Origin of the sequence: Novosphingobium sp. 18050, assembly GCF_902706195.1 — a bacterium.
GTDB lineage: Bacteria > Pseudomonadota > Alphaproteobacteria > Sphingomonadales > Sphingomonadaceae > Novosphingobium.
Genome location: NZ_CACSJO010000008.1, coordinates 125117 through 146214, shown reverse-complemented (window position 1 = coordinate 146214; position 21098 = coordinate 125117). Strand labels below are relative to the sequence as shown.

At 65.8% G+C, this 21098-nt stretch carries 17 protein-coding genes; 6 read left to right on the top strand and 11 right to left on the bottom strand.

Annotated features, from left to right (window positions below):
• Positions 1-78: 78 nt before the first annotated feature.
• Positions 79-2898, bottom strand: a complete 2820-nt coding sequence (locus GVL61_RS10555; protein ID WP_159979693.1) for a TonB-dependent siderophore receptor — start codon at positions 2896-2898, stop codon at positions 79-81.
• Between the two features lie 223 nt (positions 2899-3121).
• Here GVL61_RS10555 and GVL61_RS10550 point away from each other — a divergent pair, with 223 nt between their 5' ends.
• Both GVL61_RS10550 and GVL61_RS10545 read left to right on the top strand, forming a co-directional pair.
• Complete coding sequence (locus tag GVL61_RS10550) at positions 3122-4102, top strand: cyanophycinase (protein WP_235037628.1); 981 nt, start codon at positions 3122-3124, stop codon at positions 4100-4102.
• Between the two features lie 115 nt (positions 4103-4217).
• Positions 4218-4661 carry an Lrp/AsnC family transcriptional regulator gene (locus GVL61_RS10545; protein WP_235037627.1) on the top strand — a complete coding sequence of 148 codons (444 nt, stop codon included), beginning with the start codon at positions 4218-4220 and terminating at the stop codon, positions 4659-4661.
• A gap of 15 nt (positions 4662-4676) precedes the next feature.
• Here the strand turns inward: GVL61_RS10545 and GVL61_RS10540 are convergent, their stop codons facing one another.
• Positions 4677-5729, bottom strand: a complete 1053-nt coding sequence (locus GVL61_RS10540; RefSeq protein ID WP_235037626.1) for a glycoside hydrolase family 76 protein — start codon at positions 5727-5729, stop codon at positions 4677-4679.
• A 452-nt stretch (positions 5730-6181) separates the two neighbouring features.
• On the opposite strand from GVL61_RS10540, the gene GVL61_RS10535 reads away from it, so the two are divergent.
• Positions 6182-8281 (top strand): TonB-dependent receptor, encoded by a 2100-nt coding sequence (locus GVL61_RS10535; protein ID WP_235037625.1) that lies wholly within the window; start codon positions 6182-6184, stop codon positions 8279-8281.
• A 48-nt stretch (positions 8282-8329) separates the two neighbouring features.
• Here GVL61_RS10535 and GVL61_RS10530 read toward each other — a convergent pair whose 3' ends face one another.
• The 3 genes from GVL61_RS10530 to GVL61_RS10520 all read right to left on the bottom strand — a co-directional run bounded on the left by GVL61_RS10530 (position 8330) and on the right by GVL61_RS10520 (position 11263).
• Complete coding sequence (locus GVL61_RS10530; RefSeq protein WP_159979687.1) at positions 8330-9769, bottom strand: NAD-dependent succinate-semialdehyde dehydrogenase; 1440 nt, start codon at positions 9767-9769, stop codon at positions 8330-8332.
• A gap of 148 nt (positions 9770-9917) precedes the next feature.
• The gene (locus tag GVL61_RS10525) at positions 9918-10100 is read right to left on the bottom strand and encodes a hypothetical protein (protein ID WP_159979685.1); all 183 of its coding nucleotides are present in this window, start codon (positions 10098-10100) and stop codon (positions 9918-9920) included.
• Positions 10097-11263: a PepSY domain-containing protein gene (locus GVL61_RS10520; protein ID WP_159979683.1), complete on the bottom strand. Its 1167-nt coding sequence runs from the start codon at positions 11261-11263 to the stop codon at positions 10097-10099. The genes GVL61_RS10525 and GVL61_RS10520 overlap by 4 nt, the downstream gene beginning before the upstream one ends.
• A 307-nt stretch (positions 11264-11570) precedes the next feature.
• Between GVL61_RS10520 and GVL61_RS10515 the strand changes: the two genes are divergently transcribed.
• Positions 11571-12308, top strand: coding sequence for a FadR/GntR family transcriptional regulator (locus GVL61_RS10515; protein WP_235037624.1), 738 nt, complete (start codon positions 11571-11573; stop codon positions 12306-12308).
• A gap of 113 nt (positions 12309-12421) precedes the next feature.
• Entirely contained in the window at positions 12422-13342 is a 921-nt protein-coding gene (locus GVL61_RS10510; RefSeq protein WP_159979679.1) for a Gfo/Idh/MocA family protein, read from the top strand.
• Between the two features lie 77 nt (positions 13343-13419).
• On the opposite strand, the gene GVL61_RS10505 is transcribed toward GVL61_RS10510, so the two are convergent.
• The 6 genes from GVL61_RS10505 to GVL61_RS10480 all read right to left on the bottom strand — a co-directional run bounded on the left by GVL61_RS10505 (position 13420) and on the right by GVL61_RS10480 (position 19590).
• Complete coding sequence (locus tag GVL61_RS10505) at positions 13420-14625, bottom strand: CynX/NimT family MFS transporter (RefSeq protein ID WP_200844747.1); 1206 nt, start codon at positions 14623-14625, stop codon at positions 13420-13422.
• The gene (locus tag GVL61_RS10500; RefSeq protein WP_159979763.1) at positions 14622-15437 is read right to left on the bottom strand and encodes a TauD/TfdA family dioxygenase; all 816 of its coding nucleotides are present in this window, start codon (positions 15435-15437) and stop codon (positions 14622-14624) included. Before GVL61_RS10500 ends, GVL61_RS10505 begins: the two co-directional genes overlap by 4 nt.
• Before the next feature lie 26 nt (positions 15438-15463).
• Positions 15464-16831 (bottom strand): amidohydrolase family protein, encoded by a 1368-nt coding sequence (locus GVL61_RS10495; protein ID WP_159979675.1) that lies wholly within the window; start codon positions 16829-16831, stop codon positions 15464-15466.
• A gap of 198 nt (positions 16832-17029) precedes the next feature.
• On the bottom strand, positions 17030-18394 hold the full coding sequence (locus tag GVL61_RS10490; protein ID WP_159979673.1) for an AtzE family amidohydrolase: 1365 nt from the start codon (positions 18392-18394) through the stop codon (positions 17030-17032).
• A gap of 1 nt (position 18395) precedes the next feature.
• Positions 18396-18611 carry a hypothetical protein gene (locus GVL61_RS10485; protein WP_159979671.1) on the bottom strand — a complete coding sequence of 72 codons (216 nt, stop codon included), beginning with the start codon at positions 18609-18611 and terminating at the stop codon, positions 18396-18398.
• Between the two features lie 127 nt (positions 18612-18738).
• Positions 18739-19590, bottom strand: a complete 852-nt coding sequence (locus tag GVL61_RS10480) for a class III extradiol ring-cleavage dioxygenase (protein ID WP_159979669.1) — start codon at positions 19588-19590, stop codon at positions 18739-18741.
• A gap of 211 nt (positions 19591-19801) precedes the next feature.
• Here GVL61_RS10480 and GVL61_RS10475 point away from each other — a divergent pair, with 211 nt between their 5' ends.
• Positions 19802-21070 carry an MFS transporter gene (locus GVL61_RS10475; RefSeq protein ID WP_159979667.1) on the top strand — a complete coding sequence of 423 codons (1269 nt, stop codon included), beginning with the start codon at positions 19802-19804 and terminating at the stop codon, positions 21068-21070.
• Positions 21071-21098 lie beyond the last annotated feature (28 nt).

The window sequence follows — 21098 nt, the reverse complement described above, 5'->3', positions numbered from 1 at the left end:
GCGCCCTGACGCGCCGTTCGTCATTGCCAGCGCGGCCCAGCGCGGAGCGGCAATGACGAACGGGTGATCGAGCGGTGCTTACAGGCCCTTCCCGCCCAGCTTCCACGTCATCTCCAGGTAGATGCTGCGGCCGACGCTGTCGAACCAGCTGATGTCGTAATAGGGATAAGCGGCGTAAGTACGATCCTTCACCGGGTTCTTGTCGAGCACGTTGTTGACCGTCAGCGAGCCGCGCAGGTGGTCGGTGAAGTCGTACTGGATGCTGGTGTTGAAGAGGTAGCTGGCCTTTATGTAGGCGTCCTCGTCGTAGTTCGGCAACTTGCCCAGGCGCGTACCCGACACGGTCCAGCTAAGCTGGTCGAGGCTCCACGTCAGGCTGGCGGTCGACTTGTCCCGCGGGATATCATAGCCGCTGTCATAGGCCAGCTTGTCGATTGTCGGATCGCCCGGGTACTGGCGGAAACTGTGCTTGAACACATGCGTGTGCGAGGCGGACAGCGCGAACAGGCCGAAACTGGTGGGCAGATTGCCGTGGAACGCGATGTCGATGCCGCTGGTCTTCTCACGCGCGATATTGATCGGGTTGACCGATACCGCGTCGAGTTCGCCCTCGTTCACACCACTGGCATAGCGCTGTACGCGCGCAAGAGCGTCCTGGCAGGTGGGCGAATTGATATCGACCGCGCTGCCCGAATTGGTTTCGCCAAGGCGGCAGTCCGCCTCGTCGCGCAGAAGTTGGTCGATCGACAGGTCCTGGACCTGATTGGACAACGAAACCCGAAAATAGTCGACCGAGACGTCGAAGTGGCGGCTGGGCTGCCACACGAAGCCCGCGTTGATCGACTTGCTGGTTTCCGGCTTGAGGCTGCGATTGCCGTTGCGCTGGGCGACGATACCCTCGTCCGAATAGGAGCAATCGCCGATATCCTCATCCGGCTCCTCCGAGCGGCACAAGTAGTAGTCGGTGGCCGAGGGATGGGTGTTGCCCGGGCCTGTGAACACATAGTGCAGGTCGGGCGCGCGGAAGCCCGTGCCGTATGCAGCGCGCAGCAGCAGGCTCTGCATCGGGCGCAGTTCAAGACCGCCGTTGTAGGTGAACTTGCCAATCGTGCTGCCGGCAAAGCGGAACCCGTCATAGCGCGCCGCGCCGGATAGCTGGAGGAAGCTCGTCACCGGCACACGCAGTTCGCCGCCCAGTGCCCAGTGGCTGCGCTTGCCGTGGCCGTCGCTGTCCTTGAGGCCGTAGTAATAGTCGGTCAGCGCCAACGGGTCGGGGTTGAGATCATAGCCCTGCTTGCCCGCTTCGGCGACAGCCGCGAAGCCCACCGGGCCGGCCGGCAGGTCGAACAGGCTGGTACTGGTGATCGTCGCCGAAAGGTTGTCAGTCCAGCTCTTGGGACGGTATACCGAATAGGCGGTGATGCTGTCGTACTCTGCCCCGCTCAGCGGCGTGTAGAGGCGCGCGGGATCGGCGTTGAAGATCGGGTATCCGCTGTCCTCGTCGGTGCCGGCCTGCTCTCCCAGGAACAGGGCGTTGGCCTTGGCGGCGATGACCTGCGGGAACTGCACTTTGGCCCGGTACTCGCTGTGGTTCAACGAAAGCTCGTAGGACCACTTGTCCGAAAGCGCGCCCTTGACCCCCGGAGTGACGCTGAATGTGGTCTGCCGGTTGCGGGTCATGACTTTGCCGAAGCCGCCCGATTCCTCGGGCGTGAACTGGCGATACCAGTCGTCCAGCCGGTCGTCGTAGGCGTTGTAGAAAGTCGTGTCGCTGCTGCCCGAAGAGCTTTGGAACCCCCAGTCGAGCACGTCGGACATCAGCGCCACCTTGCTGATACCGAACTGCACATCGACGAACAGTTCAGCCGCGTCGGACAGTTCGTAACCGGCGGAGGCGTAGCTATTGAACCCTTCGCGCCGCGAAATCACCGTGCCGTAGCCGACGGAGGTGTTGCTGCCGCAGAAATAGCCGGGGCCGTAATCCTCCAGATCGTCGTCATAAGCGCCGTAGCGCGGACGCGACGCGTAATAGGTGGAACCGCCGTTGAGCGAAGACAGCCTGCCGCAGGTCGCCGCGCCGGGGTCCACGTATTCGTCGGCATCGGGATCGTAGCGCAGGAAGGTGCGCCGCGCGAGGGGACTGGCCGTCGTCGGATTGTCGGCCGTGCTGTCCTGGATCTTGCGCTGATATGCCCAAAGCGGTCGCTGAAGCATGTATTCGGCACCGCCGACGATGTGGAACCGGTCGCTCGACCACCCGCTGGTCACCGAAAGGCGGTGCGACATGCCGCCGCCATGTTCGGTACGGCCGTGGCGGTAGTCGATCGTGGTGCCGTCGATCTTGTCCTTCAGCTTGAAGTTGATGACGCCCGCGATTGCATCCGAACCGTAGATAGCCGAGGCACTGCCGCTCAGCACTTCGACCTGTTCGATCATGCTGACGGGTATGTTCGAGATGTCGGTAAAGTTGCTGCGGCCCTGGAAAGGCAGCGGGAAATCGGCGATGCGGCGGCCGTTGACCAGCACCAGCGTGTGGTTCGGGCCAAGCCCGCGCAAGTCCACCTGCTGTGCGCCGGGGGTGAAGCTGGCGCCGCTGAAGGACTGCTGGCTCTGCGTCTCGCCGCCGTTCTGGGTAACGGCGCGCAGGATGTCGGGCACGCTGGCGTACCCGTTTTCAAGAATGGTCTTCGAATTGATCACGGTGACCGGCGCGGGGCCTTCAGTCGCCACGCGCGGAATGCGCGAGCCGGTAACCACGATGGCGTCTTCCGGCGTCGGTGCTTCGGCTTGCTGTTGCAGGTCCTGGGCAGAGGCGGCGCCCGCCATCGAAATGCCCAGCGCGGCAATCCCGCAACCGGCAATCAACGCCCGGCGAAGACGAAGCGAACCTGCAACCATTAAGCCCCCCATGCGCCGAAATGGACCGCCCCCGCGTGTCCCAATGTCTTCCGGCGCGTTAAGGAAGACCACAATATGCGGGTCAGCTCAATCAGTTTGACATTTTATTACTGCACATTGCAGAATGGTGTGCGCAAAATGTCGCAACTTTGCGCACCCTGCGATCTGTCCCGGAGATTCCCATTTGACGTTTCGAGCCCGCACGTTTCGGCCATTGCAGAGATTGGCACTCCTGGTCGGCAGCACCGTACTGCTCGCCGCCACTCCGGCATGGGCCGCACCGGGCTACCGGCATTTCGTGCTTGGCGACACTGCCGCGCCGGCGGCCGCCGCGCACTCGGGCGGCCTGCTGCTGATGGGCGGGGGCGACCGTAATATCGATGCGATGAAGTGGTTCTTCGCCCATGCCGGGCAAGGCCACATCGTTATCCTGCGCGCTTCGTTGGGGCCCGAGATCGGCAAGGAATTCTACAACGACATCGGCGGCATCCGTTCTGCCGAGACCTTCGTATTCAAGGGCCGCAAGGCCGCTTATGACCCGAAAGTGCTGGAAGCGCTGCGCAGGGCCGACGGCATCTTCATCGCCGGCGGCGACCAGTCGCGCTATGTGCGCTACTGGCGCGGTACGCCGGTGGCGGAAGCGCTGAATGCGCATGTCTCGGCAGGCAAGCCGCTGGGCGGCACCAGCGCCGGCCTCGCGATGCTGGGCGAAAAGCTCTATGGCGCGATGGACGGCGGCAGCCTGACCAGCGACGAAGCGCTGGCCGACCCATTCGGCCCAGCCAACACCATCGAGGGCGATTTCCTGCACCTTGCATCGCTGAAAGGCGTGGTCACCGACACCCATTTCAAGGAGCGCGACCGTCTGGGCCGCCTCTTCGCCTTCGTCGCCAAGGCGCAGGACGGCCGCCCTGCCGACGCGCCGCCCATGCTCGGCCTGGGCGTCGATGAAAGCGCGGCAGTCGCGGTCGAGGCGGACGGCACCGGACGCATCTACGCCACCGCCCCGGACGGCGGCGCATGGCTGGTGAAAGGCGCGGAACTGCGCCTCCCTCGTGAAGCCGGGCCGCTGCGGGTCGACCGCGTCCAGGTCATCGGCATTGGCGCGAACTCGGTCCTCCACCTGCCGCAGGGCAAAGTCGACAGCCCGGAATTCGTGCGCAGCTATGCCGTGCGCGAAGGCAAAGCGGCGCAAGTGCAATGAGAGCCGCGCGGCACTACCCAAGGCCCGGCGTTTGCCAGCAACCGTTCCGGCGTGTACCTTGAATGGATCGCAGCTGGGACGGCAACCCCTGCGGCTGAACAACCGGGAGATTGATTTGCAGTCCGGTGCCCGGCTCGACGAAACCGACGACAGGCTGCTGGCCCTGCTGCGGCAGGACGCGCGCCAGCCGATCGCCCAGCTCGCCAAGGAGCTGAACATCCCGCGCAGCCAGCTTTATTCGCGCCTCGCCCGGCTGGAAGAGGCCGAAGTCGTCACCGGCTATACTGTGCGCCTGGGGGAGGCCTACAGCGCCAGCCGGATCAGGGCGCATATGATGATAAAGACCGCGGCGCGCTGCCACCGCGACGTGGAACTGGCGCTGGAACAGATCAGCCGCGTTCAGGCCGTCCACGCCATCAGCGGCGAATTCGACATCATCGCTATGCTGGAAGCGGAAGACAGTCGCCAGCTCAACGACCTGATCGACGACATCGGCCTGCTCGACGGGATAGAGCGAACCAGCACCAGCGTGATCCTGGCCACCAAGCTGGAACGATAGTCCCGCCGCTCTGCCTCAGTCGCCTGCAGCCAGCAGCATGGCGATCCCCGATGCCTGCGCCGCCGGGCCTGTCCGGGAGGTGCCACCCGACCAGTCGCCGTCGACCCCGGCCGTGCCCGAAGCGCTCGATCGCCATACGGCTTCGGCGTTGCCCCGCGCCCATGCCATGAGTTCAGCGCGCTCCGGCCCCTCGGGCATGGCATCGAGAAGATGGCCGAGATGGTAGGCAAAGATGCCCTTGAACATGAGCCCGTCCGAACCGATCGCATCGACCGGCTCGCGCAGGATGCCCTCCGGCGTCGAAAGGCCCCGCATCGCGGCCAGCGCAGTCTTCACCGCGACGGCGCGATATCTCGGATCGCCGGTAATTTCGGCCAGATCGTTGAGGCCGCCGAGCAGCACACCCTGGTTATAGGTGAAGCGGGGCTGGCCATTGTTGCGGCACTGGGCGTCCAGCCCGTCGTTCACCAGCCCGTCCGGGCCGATCATCGACGATCCCTCGATCCATGACCAGCTGCGCAGCGCCCAGTCCCGGTAGCCCTGCTGCCCGGTCGCCAGATACAGCTGGGTCGAGGCGTAGAAGAGCAGTTCGTTGGTGATCGCGTTCTTGTACGTGCGCGCGGGATTCCACCATATGCCGCCGCCGCAGCGATCGTCCCAATACGTGGCGACGAGGCGGTGATAGGTCGAACTCGCGTATTCCAGCAGCTCCGGATCGCCGCCGCGCCGCCAGGCATGGACGTTCGCGATGATCGCCCACAAGGCATCGTCATTGAGATAGAGGCCGGTGCGGTTGCGCACGGCAGCGTCGATCCGGCCGCCCCACCGCTTGTCCCCGGTCCGCTGCTCATGGTCGATCAGGACGTCAACGGCAACGAAGCGCTGCCACGCCTCGATCCCGTTCCAGTCTCCCGGCTTGCCCCATTCCCGGTCGAGGTATTCGGCCGCGACGATAGCGCGGCGCGGCGGCGCGCCATCGTCGCCGGAGAGGTCACGAGCGACAACGTCTTCGGCATGGAGGGGACCCACACCCAGCATAAACAGCAGTCCGGCAAAAAAGCGAGGCATCACGGTTCGCATGTAGCTAGCAGTCTCCACCTGGAAGGCGCCTTTTGCACGGGCAGTGCAAGGCATAAAAATGCACGGGCGCACACTGCGCGGGTCATCGTGCCCCGCGCCATAGACGTGCCCGCCCGGAAAGGAAGCCCCGCCGCGCCGCCCGCACGAGAACACCGGATGTTAAGCCTAATTTATCGGTTTCCCGGCTAATCGCCGGGCTCATGCACGGCGTTCTCCGGCATCCAGACTGGTGCTCGCCGGCAAAAGATATTTGGTTTCCGATACTTAGAACACTGCTGATGACAACCTGACGATTCGACCGATCTCACGGAGCCAACCCAGACCGATCCGGCCCGCTCATACGTGAATACCCCATATCCAGCCGAGTACCCTGGTTCTCGCAATTCGAAGAAATTTCCGCCCCGGCGCCCCGTCGTCAGGTTCGGACTTGTGAAAGTCTCATGATGCCCATCCGCTTCGCCAGCCCTGCAGCCCTGATCTGCGCCGCCCTTGTCAGCGTTCCCGTCCATGCGCAGGAGCAGATCGGCGCCGGACCTGCCGCGGCAGGCGACGACGACATCATCGTGACGGCCCGCAAGCGCGAGGAACGCGCGATCGATGTGCCGATCGCCATCACCGCCATCAGCGGCGCGCAGCTGGAACGGCGCGGGGCCCGCAACCTGGCGGACTTCCTGCAGGAAGCCCCCGGCGTGGGCATCTACGACGGCGGCTCGTCGCTGGGCACCAAGATCACCATCCGCGGCATTTCGGCCTCGCTGGGCGCGAACGAGAACGGCTTCTACCTCGACGACCTGCCCTTCACCGGGGTCAGCGTCCCGATCAGCCCGGACGTGCGCGCCTGGGACCTGGATCGCGTCGAAATCCTGCGCGGACCGCAGGGCACCCTGTTCGGCGAAGGCTCGATGGGCGGTACCGTGCGCATCCTGACGCAGGGTGCCAACCTGAACGAGTGGGAGGCCAAGGGCCTCGGCTTCGTATCGGACACCAAGGGCGGCGGCACCAATGCCGGCGCCAAGGGTGCTTTCAACGCCCCGATCATCCCCGGCGTACTGGCCGTTCGCGTTGCCGGCACGCATGAGCGTTACCAGGGCTGGGTCGACAACAGCAGCACCGGCAAGACCAACGTCAACGACCAGACATACGACACCTTCCGAGCCAAGATGCGCTTCGACCCGGTCGAAAACCTGTCGATCACCGGCAGCTACTGGCTGTCCAAGTCCGACTTCCCGGGCGGCGGATCGAGCGCGCGTGACGATGGCCAGCAGTCGCGCGCGACGGTGCCCACCACCCGCAGCAGGCTCGAACTCTACGGCGCGACCGCACGCTACGACCTGCCCGGGGCGCAGCTGTTCTACGCCTTTTCCCATAGCGACTTCGTGCTGCCGCAGCAGGCCTCAACGGTGCGCGGCCCGATCAATGTCCTGATCGACATCGGCGTGGAATCGCATGAACTGCGCATGGCATCGACCGGCGATGGCCCCTTGCAGTGGACGGTCGGCGGCTACTTGCGCAACGCCCAGCGCAACGACAGCGTGCTGTTCGCTTTCGCCGGCATCGACAACGATGCCGAAATTCACACCCGCGCCCGCGCCCTGTTCGGCGAGGCCACCTATACCCTGCCCGGCGTCCCCGTGGACCTGACCGCAGGCCTGCGCTACTTCGAGGACCGCCTGCGCGGCTCCGAGGCCAATGCGGGCGTCGTCACCGAGCAGCCGGGTGACACCTACAAGTCCTGGAACCCGCGCTTTTCCGTGGCCTGGCACCCGCGTGCGGACATGACGATCTACGCCAGCGCCGCCAAGGGCTTCCGCTCCGGCCAGATCCAGCCGACCGTGCCGCTTGCGCTAGGTCCGGTCTACGGGGTCGACCTGCCGGCGACGCTCAGTCAGGATTCGATCTGGACCTATGAAGTCGGCGCCAAGGCCGACCTTTTGGACCGTAAGCTGACCGTGGAAGCCGCGCTGTTCTACAGCGACTGGAAGGACGTGGCAGTGCGCATCCCGATCCCGGGAACCTCGTTCAATGGCCTCATCAACTCCGACGGAACCCGCACCAAGGGTGCCGAACTGAGCATCACCGCCCGCCTTCTTCCCGGCCTTACGCTGGCGGCGAGCGGCGCTTACGTGGACGCGGAATATATCGGCAGCGTCGCAGGCACCGGAATCAGGAAGGGCGCCGCCGTCGACGATGTCGCCAAATTCACCGCCAACGCCTCGGCAGACTATACCGCCACGCTTTCGGACACCGCGCAGCTGTTCGCGCGGGTAGACTGGCAGCACAGTTCGCCGCGCCGCAATTCGTCCTACGCCAGCTTCCTGCCGGGCGACACGATCGACCGGGTGGACGCCCGGATCGGCCTCGACCTCGAACAGGTGACTCTGGCACTCTTTGCGGAAAATCTGACGAACGACAATGGCGCCACCAGCTTCCGGCAGGTCCAGGCTCTTGCTCCCGGCGTGCTCGACATCACGTCGAACCGCCTGCGTCCGCGCACCCTGGGTATCGAGGCCAGCTTCCGCTTCGGCGGCCCCGCCCGCTGAACCAGTGCGGGGAGGCACGGCATGCCCGTGCCTCCCCATCACTAAAGATCAGACGTTGGCGACGACGACCGCGCGGGTGTTGAGGTAGTTGTCGAGCGCCTCGGGACCGCCCTCCGTCCCGTAACCCGAGTCCTTGATGCCGCCGAACGGCAGCTCCGCCGAGGCAGAGGCCGGGGTGTTCACCCACAACATCCCCACTTCCACGCGCCGCGTCATCAGGTCCGCATTGGCGAGCGAACGGGTGAAGGCATAGCCCGCCAGCCCGAACGACAGGCGATTGGCCTCGGCGATGGCTTCCTCCAGCTTGTCGAAGCCGCGAATGCCTGCAACCGGGCCGAACGGCTCGTCGTTGAACAGGCGGGCATCGAGCGGCACGTCGTTCAGGACGGTCGGCTGCCAGAAGTTGCCGGTCTCGCCGATGCGGCTGCCACCGGCCAGAAGCGTGGCGCCCTTCGCCACCGCATCCTGCTGGAATTCGGCCATGGCGGACAGGCGGCGGGGATTGGCGAGCGGGCCCATCTGGGTGCCTTCTTCCATGCCGTCACCCACCTTGATGCCGCGGGCAAGGTCGGCCAGCGCCTCGGCGAACTGCTGCTTCACGCTGTTGTGCACCAGGAAACGCGTGGGCGAGATGCACACCTGCCCGGCGTTGCGGAACTTGGCCCCGCCCACGCTTTTCACCGCAAGGTCGACGTCGGCATCCTCGCAGACGATCACCGGCGCGTGGCCGCCGAGTTCCATCGACACCCGCTTCATATGTTGCCCGGCCAGACCCGCCAGCAGCTTGCCCACCGGGGTAGAGCCGGTGAAGGTGATCTTGCGGATGATCGGACTGGCGATCAGGTATTCCGAAATCTCGGCCGGATCGCCGTAGACCAGGCCCAGCACGCCTTCGGGCAGGCCGGCATCCTGGAACGCCCTGATGAGCGCCGCCGGGCTGGCCGGGGTTTCTTCAGGTGCCTTGACGATCATCGAGCATCCCGCCGCAAGACCGGCACCGATCTTGCGGACCACTTGGTTGATCGGGAAATTCCACGGTGTGAACGCGGCAACCGGTCCGACCGGGTCCTTGATGACCATCTGCCGGATCGCAAGATTGCTGCGGTGCGGAACGAGGCGGCCGTAAACGCGGAAACCTTCTTCGGCGAACCATTCGATGATCTCGGCGGCGGCCAGGGTCTCGCCCTGCGCCTCGGCCAGCGGCTTGCCCTGTTCCTGGGTAAGCAGCAGGGCGATGTCGCCCGCGCGCTCGCGCAGCAAGGCGGCGGCCTGCCGCATGATCTTGCTGCGCGCGGCCGGGGTGTAATCGCGCCAGATCTCGAAGCCGCGCTGCGCTGCATCCAGTGCGCGGTCGAGGTCCGCCTTGCCGGCATGGGCTACGCGGCCGATTTCCTGCCCGGTCGCGGGGTTCTGTACGGCCAGCGTACGGCCATCGGCGGCATTCTGCCAATCGCCATTGATGAAGAGCTGGGTGTCCAGATAGGCCATTCGATACGACTCCATGGGTTTGCCGAAAGCCGGCGACCCTGCGGGATCGCTCCGGCGCGGCGGGGATCACGGAGCTATATCGGAAGCCCGCAGCCTCGCCGCAACCTGCACGGCGAAAGGTTGCGCGAGGAGAACGCGCCTCGGGCCGTCAGCTTCGGCGAAACTTCATCGCCCAGACTACCGCCAGCACCGGCACCCCCAGCGCGATCCACGAAAGGACATCGCGCTGCCCATCGCCGGTAAGCGCGGCAATCAGCCCGACCAGGCTCAGGACAGCCAGAGTCATGGGCACGGCGAACACCTGGCGCAGCGACTGCCTGGGCCGCTTCATGCCGGCGCCCCCGCCGATCCGCCGGTCTCCACCTCGCGCACATGCGCTTCGATGGAGGTCTTGCGCTTGCCCAGCCAGAGGTAGAGGCCGCTGCCCAGGATCACGATCGTGAAGATATCCAGAACCGCCCAGAGTATCTTCAGTGGCAACCCGCCGTAGTCCCCGAAATGCAGCGGCTGCGACAGCGCCAGCGCCTGGTTGTACCATGGCATCGGCCGGGCATCGGTGAACGCCCCGGTTTCAGCATCGATAAGCGCAGGGGTCAGCAGGCGCTCGGTCAGCGGCGTATCGCCCTGGAAGAACACCGCGTAATGGTGCCGGGAACTGAAAGCCCCGCCCGGAAAGCCGATGAACTGCGGGTTGTTGCCCGGCAGCGCCTTGCGCGCCTCCGCCATCGCCTTGTCGAGCGACACGTAGCGCGAACGGTCCAGCGCGGGCTTGCCGGCATAGGCGCCGGTCATCGCTGCCAGTTCGCGGCTCTGCCACAGCTGGTTTATCGGTGTCGCCAGCGTGTTGACCACGCCCGTGAGGCCCACCACCAGCGTCCAGGCCAGCACGGCAATGCCCAGCAGGTTGTGATAGTCGAGCCATTTCAGCCGGGTGCTGCGCGAAGTCCGCAGCGTGCCGAAGGCGATCTTGCGCATGAACGGCGCGTAGAGGACCACGCCGGAAACGATCGCGGCCGCAAACAGCAGCCCCATGAACCCCAGGAAAAGCATGCCCGGCAGGCCGAGGAACATGTCGGTGTGAAGCTGCAAAAGGAAATGCATCACCCCGCTCTCTTCTGCCTGCGACACCAGCTTGCCGGTGGACCGGTCGAGAACGAGCACCGTCATCTGCGCGGCGGGCGAGTCAGGGCGCTGCGCGGTGGTCACGGTCATCAGCGGTTCGTCGTTGTCGAAGGCCATGAAAACGGCAACCTCGCCCGGCCGCTTGCCCAGCGCGATCTTCAGCATCCTGTCGAGCGGAAGCAGTCCCGGCGTATCGGACGACGAGCCGACACCGGGCATACCCACCTTTGGCCGCCCTTCGGTAAGCACATCGATCTCGTCATGGAAGATCAGCGGCAGCCCGGTCAGGCAAAGCATCAGCAGGAACAGGGTGCAGACGAGGCTCGTCCACTTGTGCACCAGATACCAGGCTCGGATCGAATTGCGCGTCACGGATTTTCCGTTTGAGATTGGCCGTTCGAAACCGGCGGCGAAAACTGCGGGCTGCGGACAAGCCGACAGCAGCGCTGCTAGTCCAAGCCACGATCCCTCGCAAGGCAGCGCTGACCAATCCCTGCGTGCCCACCGCTTCGCCGACATTTTAGAGCAATCCCTCCTCCTTATCCTCGCTATCCATCATAATTATCATATGAATTGACTTATCATATCAAAGTACCTTGCTTAGCCAGCCCCGCTCTCTACGATGCCCGGTGCGACAGGATCGGACCGAGGCGCGCGGGCCGGCAACAAGGACATGTTCGTGACAGGCTCTTCCCACCTCATCGTCGATGAACCGGCAGCACAGCTGGGCCGCAACCTGACATACGGGCTGCTCGACAATATCGGCCGCGCCATCGTCACCGGCCAGTTCGAGAAGGCGGTGTTCCCCACCGAAGCCGAACTCGCCAAGCAGCACGGCGTCAGCCGTTCCGTCACGCGTGAGGCGGTGAAGATGCTGACCGCCAAAGGCCTGCTCAGCGCCCGCCCGCGCCAGGGGACCACGGTGCAGCCGACCTCGTCGTGGAACCTGTTCGACACCGACGTGCTGCGCTGGATGCTGGAACGCAAGCTCTCCATCGACCTGCTGCGCCAGTTCAACGAACTGCGCGTCGCAGTGGAACCGGAAGGCGCAGCGCTGGCCGCCACGGTCGCGGGCGAAGACGATCTGGCGCGCATCGATGCCGGGCTGGAGCGCATGCAGGCTGCCGAGCACGGGCTGGATGACCCGCTGGAAGCCGACATCGCCTTTCACGTCGCCGTTTTGCGGGCCTCGAAAAACCCGTTCTACATCCAGCTGCGCGACGTGGTCAGCACCGCGCTTCGGACCTCGATCCGCTTCACCAACCGCATCAAGGGCCGCACCGCCGACGTGGCCGAACACGCCAAGGTGCGAGACGCCATCGCTGCGCGTGATCCCGATGCGGCGCGGATCGCGATGCGCCGGATCATCGGCGATGTCCTTGGCCTGATCGAAGACCGACAGCCAGCGGGCGACTGATCACGCGGCTCTGAAAATCCGTCTTTTTCCTGCGGCAGCCCGGCGTTTTCGCGATTGATCGGCACGCTATGCGGCGATAAAGCGCGATAAATACTATAAAAGAGGAATTCGACGTGGAGCCTGTCAGATTGGGGCTCGTGGGCATCGGCAAGATCGCCCGCGACCAGCACTTTCCCGCGATTGCCGGCAATGATCGACTGAACCTCGTCGCCACCGCAAGCCGGCACGGCCGCCTCGACGGCGTAGAGGGCTATAACGATATCGCCGAGATGGTCGCCGCCTTGCCGCTGGACGCCGTCTCGCTCTGCACGCCGCCGGACGGGCGTTGCGAACAGGCACTCGTCGCCATCGAGGCGGGCGTGCATGTCATGCTCGAAAAGCCGCCTGCGGTGACACTGTCACATGTCGAGGCGCTGGTCGCGGCGGCGCGAAAGGCGGGTGTCTCGCTGTTCGCCACCTGGCACTCTCGCGAGGCGGCGGGCGTTGCTCCGGCGCGCACATGGCTGGCCGACAAGCGCATCGAAGCGGTGCGGATCGACTGGAAGGAAGACATCCGCCGCTGGCACCCCGGTCAGGAGTGGATTCTCGGCCCAGGCGGCTTCGGCGTCTTCGATCCCGGCATCAACGCGCTGTCGATCGCGACCGAAATCCTGCCGCACGAACTCTTCGTGGAAAGCGCCAGCATGGACGTGCCCGAAGGCCGCGCCTCGCCGCTGGCCGCCAGCTTGTCGATGCGCTGCGGCAGCGCCGAAGTCCGCGCTGAATTCGACTTTCTCCAGACCGGCCCGCAGACATGGTCCATCGAAGTTGACACCGACGCCGGAACCCTGCGCCTTACGCAAGGCGGCAGCGTGATCCAGTTGCCCGGCGAAGCAGAGCAGACCGCGCCGGACGAGGAATACGCGCGGCTTTACGAACGCTTCGCCGATCTCGTGAGCCAACGCGCCATCGACGTCGACTTGCGTCCGCTGCGGCTCGTCGCCGATGCATTCCTGATCGCCGACCGCCGTGTGACAGAGGCTTTCGCCTTCTGAGCCAAAGTGCGCCAGCTTTGCGAATAGAACCGCCCAGCTCGTCCTGAGCAGGGTGGTTCAGACGCGGCGTGCCAATCTTAAGCTGACACCGGCTCTTCCGGTAAGGCGAGGCTGGCAGCCGCAATCGGGATCATGGCCACGCCGATCCCCAGAAGTGCAGGCGTATAGCCGCCGGTCTCGTCGGCCACCGCCCCGGCCAACCAAGGGCCCACCGCCGCAAACCCCGCCAGCGTCCAGATCGCGCCGAGGCTGGCCGACCCTTCTGTGGGTCCGAAGTAGCGTACAAGCAGCAGGGTAACCGTCAGCGTTGCGCCGCCGGCGCCAGCGCCCAGCAGCAAGGCGAAAGCGTGGAGCGGAGCCACGCCGCGGCTCATCGAAAGGATGATCATGCCGGCCCCACATGCTGCCAGCGTCACCGGCAGCATGCACCGCGGCGCCAGCCGATGCGCGAAGTGGCCGAGCAACCCTGTCGCCAGCGCGCTCGCCCCCCCCTCGATGCCAAGCAGGCGGGCCGCGAACGCGCTGCTCAACCCCTCACCCACCAGATGCGCAGGTGCGACACTGGCGATCGTGACGAGGCAGATCTGGCTGGCAACGATGCTCACGGCCAACAGCAGGAAGATCGGTGAGCGCAGCACGCGGCCAAGCCCGCGCACCCATCCTCCGCTGGTATCGGCCGCATCGACAAGCGGCGGATCGCGCAGGCAAACCGAACAGAACACGCCGCTAAGCGCACACAAGATCACCACGGTCAGGCTATACCCGCGCCATCCGGCCTGCGCGATCAGCGCCTGTGCAACCGGCGGGCCCAGCGCATTGCCGAGCATCGCCACCATCAGGTAGATGCCGATCAGCCTCGGCGCCCTGGCCCCCGCCCAGCCGGAGACGAGGTAGACGCCCGGCGTGTTACCGCTCAGTGAAAAGCCGATCCCGGCCATCACAGCGCCAAGATAGAGCTGGGTCAGGCTCGCCGTGCCCCACAGAACCAGAAAGGCGCAGCCCAGGATCGCCTGTCCCGCCACAATAGTCCGGCTCGCGCCGATCCAGCGGATCAGGACCACCGGCATAGGCGCGCCGATGCAGGCACCCAAGATCACCAGCGTATAGGCGAAACCGGTGTCCGTCGCCGACCACGACAGGTCCTGCCCCATGGCGAACAGCGCCAGCCCGAAAGCCGCGAAAACCACCGCCTGCGACAGGACAAGCGCCGTCGAAACCGCTGCCACCACCGCCGCTTCGCGGCGTGATATCGCGCCGGTGGCAGCAGTGGCCGGGTGGTTCAACGCGGCACGTCGCCGAGAATCTGGACGCGAAAGCCCGAGCGGACTTGCGGGAAGTAATCCCAGATCGCCGAATGCTGTGCGCAGCGGTTGTCCCAGAACGCGATCGAATGCGCGCCCCATGTGAACCGGCACTGGAACAGCGGCTGCTTTACGTGGTCGAACAGGTAGGCAAGCAGCGCATCGCTTTCCGGCCTTGGGATGCCCTCGATATAGGTGGTGAAGCCCTTGTTGACATAGATCGACTTGCGCCCGGTCGAGGGGTGGGTGCGGATCACCGGGTGACTGCTGCGCGGCAGGGTCATGCCTTCGGGCGTAATACCGCCAAAGCCGACGACGGCGTCGTGCACCGCAGTCAGCCCTTCGAGGTGAGCCTTCATCCGGTCCGACAGCGCGTCATAGGCCGCGTACATGTTCGAGAACGCGGTGTCGCCGCCACAGGCCGGGATGGTGTGCAGGTAAAGGATCGACCCCAGCGGCGGTTCGGGATCGCAGCTCATGTCCGAATGCCAGTCCTCGCCCGCGACGAAGGTGGAATCCGCGTCGGCGTGGATCACCGTCACTTCGGGGTGGCCGGGCGCCTGCCACGGCTTGGTGCTGGGCGCGATGTGGATGCCGCCGAAGTAGTTGGCGAAACGGATGTGGTCAGCGTGGTCCAGCGGCTGATCGCGAAAGAAGATGACCAGCCGGTCGTCCAGCGCACGGTGCAGCTCCGTGACCTGGATGTCCGAAAGCGGCTGCGTCAGGTCCACGCCCGAGACGATCCCGCCCATGCCGGGGGTGAGCGGAGTGACCGTTATTGCCGAGTATTCCACCGTGTTCGTTCCCTCGATTGATACTGTCACAGGATCGGCCATTCGCTCATCAGCGGCAGGCCCGAGCGGGCGAGCACGGCATCCGCCATCGCCTGCCCCTCGTCATAAAGCGCGTCCTCGTCGATGGTGGTGCAGGCAAAATCCGCGACCACGCGGGCGCCGTCGACCCAGACCGAATGCACGCCCCGCCCGTCCGCAGACCAGACCAGCTGGTCCACCGCATTGTTGATCGGCTGCCATTCCGGGCGGCGGGTGTCGTGGGCGACGATGTCCGCCTTCTTGCCGACCTCGATGCTGCCGATCGCATCGGCCATGCCCAGCACTTTCGCGCCGTTGATGGTTGCCATTTCCAGCACTTCATGCGCCGGGAACAGCGAGCGATCCTGCCGGGCGTCCTTGAACAGCGCCGCCATCAGCGTGATGACGCGCATCATGTCGTGATTGTCGGCCCCGTCGGTGCCGAGCGCGATATTGACCCCGGCCTGCGCCATTTCGGGGAACAGGCCGTGTTTGCCCACGCCGTAGCCGCAGCGGATCGAGGCGCCGGGGCAATGGGTGACGTGGGTGCCGCTTGCCGCGACCAGTTCGGCTTCCCGCGCGTCGATATGGACCATGTGGACGAGGTTGAGATGCGGGCCCAGCACGCCAAGGTCTGCCAGATGCTCCACCGGACGCTTGCCGGTGTTGGCGAGATACCATTCGCTGTCGCCCGCGACCGGGCTCATATGCGCGGAAATGCCGGTGCCGGTCTGTTTGGCGAGCGCGGTGACGCCCTGCCACAGTGCGTCGGTGGCGGTCATGTGTCCGATGAGGTTGGGCCAGGCGGCGATCCGGCGGCCGTCCTGCGGGTAGCGTTCCAGATCCTGCACCAGCGCAGCAAGCGCATCGCGGGTGAGCGCTTCGCCGTCTGCGGAAGGGTCCCAGACGCGGTCCTCGGTCCAGCGGCCATTGCGGGCGCGGATGCCGGTGTCCTCGATCGCGGCCATGACCTCGTCGAACGCGATCACGGTGCCGGCTTCGAGGAAGGTCGTCGTGCCCGACCGCAGCATCGCGGCGATGGCCAGTTTCGCGCTGACCGCCTGCTGCGCCGCGTCGTGGCCCTTGTAGAGCGGGATCACCCATTCGCCCAGTTCCGCGTCGAACGGCAGGGCCTCGGGGATGAAGCCCCGGATCAGCGTCTCGGTTACATGGACGTGGCAGTTGATGAAGCCGGGGGTGAGCACGAAGCGCCGCCCATCGATGACCTCGCGCGCGTCGATGGCAGCGAGGTCGGCGCTTTTGCCCACCGCGACGATGGTGTCGCCCGCGAAAGCCACGGCGCCGTCACGGATGACCCGGCGCGCGCCGTCCATCGTGATGACGGTGGCGCCGGTGATGAGAGTGTCTGCCTGCATGAACTTTCGCGCCCTTGTTGCGGTGCCACTCTAGCCGCGATGGACTTAGCGGCTTGTGCGAGCGCGGCGCAATTGTTGACGCAGATGTTTGCCGGTCGTGGCTTCGACAAGCTCAGCCTGAGCGGAATTGGAGGCAAAAAAGAGCAACACCCGCTCACCCTGAGCTTGTCGAAGGGTCACCCTGAGCCTGTCGAAGGGTCAGGCAGCCCCAGCAGGCGGCACCGGAACCGCGCAAAGGCCCTTGTCGATCAACTGGCGCGCTGCGCGAAACAGCAGCGGCTCGTTCCCGGCTGCGCTAATGAGCTGGATGCCCAGCGGCATCGGGAAATCACCCGCCAGCGGCAGCACCAGCGCGGGGAGGCCCATCAGGCTAATCGGCTGGGTGTAGATGCCAAGGTGGCTGCGCGCGGGGATCGACTTGCCCTCGAAGGTCATCACCGGATCGGCGATCGTCGGCGCAAAGCCGGGCGCGGCAGGGGTGAAGAGAACATCGGCCAGCTCAAACTGGCGGCGCAGGCGCGCCTGAATCCAGCTGCGAAAGCGCTGTGCGGCAAGGTAGTCGTCCGCAGGCAGCAACAGGCCCGCCAGCATACGGTCGCGCACCGGCGGCTCGAACTGCATGGGGTCCGCTTCCAGCGCGGGGCGGTGGAGGCTGGCGCCCTCTGCGGCGATGATGACCGAGGCGGCGGCGCGGGCGATCTCGGAATGGGGAAGCTCGAAGCTGATACGGCCAAGGCGGTTCCAGAACGCATCGAGCGGCCCGCGCATCTCTTCGGAGATGTTGTCGTCGAACCAGCTCATCAGCCGGCCGAAAGCGATCTCGCCGCGCGGAGGATCGGAACGCTCGGGCGCGCCTTCGCGCAGTACCGTGCGGACCAGCGCGACGTCGTCCAGATCGCGGCCAAGCGCGCCGACCACGTCGAGGCTTTCGACGAAGGGATAGACGCCTTCGCGCGGCAGATCGCCATATGTCGGCTTGAGGCCGATCACGCCGGTGAGGCCGGCCGGCACGCGTAGCGAGCCGTTGGTGTCGAAGGCAAGGCTGATCGGCACCGTGCCCGTCGCCACCGCCACCGCCGACCCGCCCGCAGCACCGCCGGCGACGCGCGCGGGGTCGTGCGGGTTACGGGTGATGCCGTAGTGGGCGTTCATGGTGACGAAGCCATAGCCGAACTCGTCCATGTTCTGCGTGCCGATCAGCACCGCGCCCGCCGCTTCGAGCAGCACGATGGCGCGGGCATCGCGGCTGGCGAAGGACGCGCTGAGGCGCGTCCTCGATCCGGCGGTGGTGATTTCCCCTGCAACGTCGAACAGGTCTGCCACGCCGAACGGGACGCCTGCCAGCGGACCGGGATCAAGCCCTGCCTCGACCAGCTTGTCGACCGATGCGGCGCGCAGCAGGGCACGCTTGCGCAGAAGGCGGGTAAAGCCGCTATGTTCACCCCCCAGTGCTTCGGCGCGGTCCAGCGCGGCCTGGCACAGGCTGACCGCCGTGGCCTGGCCCGAGCGGACTTTCGCGGCCATGGCGATCGCGGTGAGCGGCACGGTATCGACAGCCGTCATGTCAGGCCTCGAAGCGCATGGCGCTGGCGCTGCGCGGGTCGAGTGCAAAGGCGCGCAGGGTGGCGACGTGATCCTGCAGGACGATCAGGTTGGACAAGACGCCGGGCGTGCAGTTCTCAGGCGCGGCGATGCCGGCCTCGGCCATGCGCGCTGCGACGCTGTCCTGGGTCGGACGCTGGGCACTCGATGAGGCCGCCTTCCCGCTTTCCTGCGCCAACGTCTTCGCTCCTTCACGCGGCCTCGATACCGATGAGGGCACCCTTACAGCCTTGCCGACAGGCGGCAAGACGGTTCGCGCTTGAGGCAGGCCCCGTCCCGGAGCAAGTCCGGGACGGGGCGGCGTTTCAGCCGAAGCGGTAACCCGAAATATCGGCCATCATCACGTTGTCGCCGAACACCTTGGTGCCCGGCGAATCCCCACCGGCTCCAGCTGCAACCATCAGCGGCAGAAGATGCTCCTCGCGCGGGTGGGAGAGACGGCCCGCAGGCGCATCGGCCCACCTCGTCAGGTCGGCTTCGCGTTCCTGCGGCGCAGCTTCGACCGCGCCGGTCAGCCACTGGTCGAACACGGCCGAGGGCCGCGTCGCCGCTGGCGTGCGGAAGCCGCGCATATTGTGGTAGCTCATGCCCGAACCGACGATCAGAATACCCTCGTCGCGCAGCGGCGCCAGCGCACGGCCCGCAGCAATATGCTCGGCCGGGTCGAGATCTGCTTTCAGCGAAAGCGGCACGACCGGAATCGACGCTTCGGGATCGATCAGCAGGAACGGCACGAATACACCGTGGTCGAACCCGCGCGTGGCATCGGTGCGCGCGGGCAGGCCCGCTTCGGTGAGCAGGGAGACGATGCGCTCCGCAAGTCCCGGAGCACCCGGTGCGGGGTACTTCAACTCATAGGTATGCGGCGGGAAGCCATAATAGTCGTAGATCATTGCCGGCTCGACGGCGGCGGAAGCGGTGAAGGCCGGTTCCTCCCAGTGGCCCGAGATCACGACGATGCCCCTGGGCTTTTCCGGCAGAGTGGAAACCAGCGCGCGAAGCCACGCCTCGGTCTTGTCCCAGGTATCCGCCGGGCCGCCCATCGCTGACCAGTCCATGAAAAAGCAGGGCCCGCCGCCATGGGGAATGAAGAAGGTGGGCATCCGGGTGCCTGAAACTGGCCCCGTGGGCGCCATATCGGCTGTTTGCACATTCATCGCCGCGAATCGTCCCTTGCTGAATTTCCTGTGGCCTGCACGTTTTTGGATACGGCCGGGCGCTGTCTGCAAAATCGGGTGCACCAGGCGCATGTGCAAGTGTGCAGACTTGATGGGCTGCGAAGGATTTGTTGCAGCGCGGCGATAATCGCTTGGGATCGAGGCCGCGTGGGCATTTACTCCGGGAAATCCCGATAATTGGAGACCCGCAATGCCCACCACTTCCCGGGACCGAACCGCAACGCGGCTGGCCATCGCCGCGACAAGCGGCAACCTCGTATGCGTCACCGCTGCCATCAGCGCCACGTTCGGCACCCTGCTCGTGCCGATCTCGCAGGACCTGGGATGGTCGCGCGCGGCAGTTTCGGGCGTACTCGGGTTGGTCGCGATCGTCGCCGCCATCAGCTATCCACTGATCGGGCGGACCATGGACCGGGTTGGCGCACGCCCGCTGATCCTGTGCGGCAACGTGGCGCTGGCAATACTGATGATGTGCCTGTCGCAGACCACCGGGAACATCTGGCTGTTCTACGCGCAGTTCGGGGCGATCGGGCTTGCCGGCGCGACCTGCGCCTCGCCGATGATCGCCAAGATCGTCTCCAACTGGTTCGACGAACGACGCGGCCTGATGCTGGGCGTCACCGCAGGGGTCGGCAACGGCGTGGGCGCCACGCTGATGCCGATCGTCGCGGGCATTCTGCTGCCGATCATCGGCTGGCGCGCCACTTACGGCGCGATCGGGCTGATCGTCCTTGTCGTCGGCTTCCCGCTGATGTGGCTGTGGCTGCACGATACCCCCACACGCGCCCCCAGTGCGCCGGCGCGCGTGTTCGAAGGCATGACCCTGCGCGAGGCGGCTTCCACCCGCCGCTTCTGGGTGCTGCTGATCGCGGTGGCGAGCGGCGCGGGCGGGATGACCGCCGTGTTCACCCATGTCGTGCCCATGATGACCGACCGTGGCTACAGCCTTGGCGAAGCGACCGGCACCGTGGCGACTTTCGCCCTCGTCACCGCTGCCTGGCAGGTGGTGACAGGCGGCCTGCTCGACCGGCTGCGCACGCCGCTGCTGGTCGTGCCGATGTACGGCGCGGCGATGGCCGGTCTGGGCCTGCTCCAATTCGGTCAGGGCAGCCTGTCGATGTCGGCAGCCGGCGTGCTGCTCGGTATCGGAATGGGCGCGGAATACGGGGCGCTCTCGTACTTCTGCTCGCGCTATTTCGGGCTCAAGCACTTCGGTTCGATCAATGCGGTGCTCTATGCCGCCGTGATCCTCGCACAAGGGCTGACCCCGGCGGTGATGGACCTCAGCTACGGCAGCACCGGCTCCTACGACCAGGCCTCATTGGTCATCATCGTGGTGCTGGCCATGGGCATGGCTCTGCTGTTCCTCCTGCCCGGCATCGGGGCGGACGGACGTACCCACCTTCGGCGCACGCCAAAGGCCGATGCGCTGGGCGACCTGGTCCCGACAGCGAGCTAATAAGGCGCCCTCCCTTCGCTTAGCCGGG

Coding starts and splice junctions, on each gene's coding strand:
- GVL61_RS10480 (WP_159979669.1), bottom strand. CDS start 19,590: ATGAATGTGCAAACAGCCGATATGGCGCCCACGGGGCCAGTTTCAGGC.
- GVL61_RS10530 (WP_159979687.1), bottom strand. CDS start 9,769: ATGGCCTATCTGGACACCCAGCTCTTCATCAATGGCGATTGGCAGAAT.
- GVL61_RS10495 (WP_159979675.1), bottom strand. CDS start 16,831: ATGCAGGCAGACACTCTCATCACCGGCGCCACCGTCATCACGATGGAC.
- GVL61_RS10490 (WP_159979673.1), bottom strand. CDS start 18,394: ATGACGGCTGTCGATACCGTGCCGCTCACCGCGATCGCCATGGCCGCG.
- GVL61_RS10555 (WP_159979693.1), bottom strand. CDS start 2,898: ATGGTTGCAGGTTCGCTTCGTCTTCGCCGGGCGTTGATTGCCGGTTGC.
- GVL61_RS10535 (WP_235037625.1), top strand. CDS start 6,182: ATGATGCCCATCCGCTTCGCCAGCCCTGCAGCCCTGATCTGCGCCGCC.
- GVL61_RS10475 (WP_159979667.1), top strand. CDS start 19,802: ATGCCCACCACTTCCCGGGACCGAACCGCAACGCGGCTGGCCATCGCC.
- GVL61_RS10540 (WP_235037626.1), bottom strand. CDS start 5,729: ATGCCTCGCTTTTTTGCCGGACTGCTGTTTATGCTGGGTGTGGGTCCC.
- GVL61_RS10525 (WP_159979685.1), bottom strand. CDS start 10,100: ATGAAGCGGCCCAGGCAGTCGCTGCGCCAGGTGTTCGCCGTGCCCATG.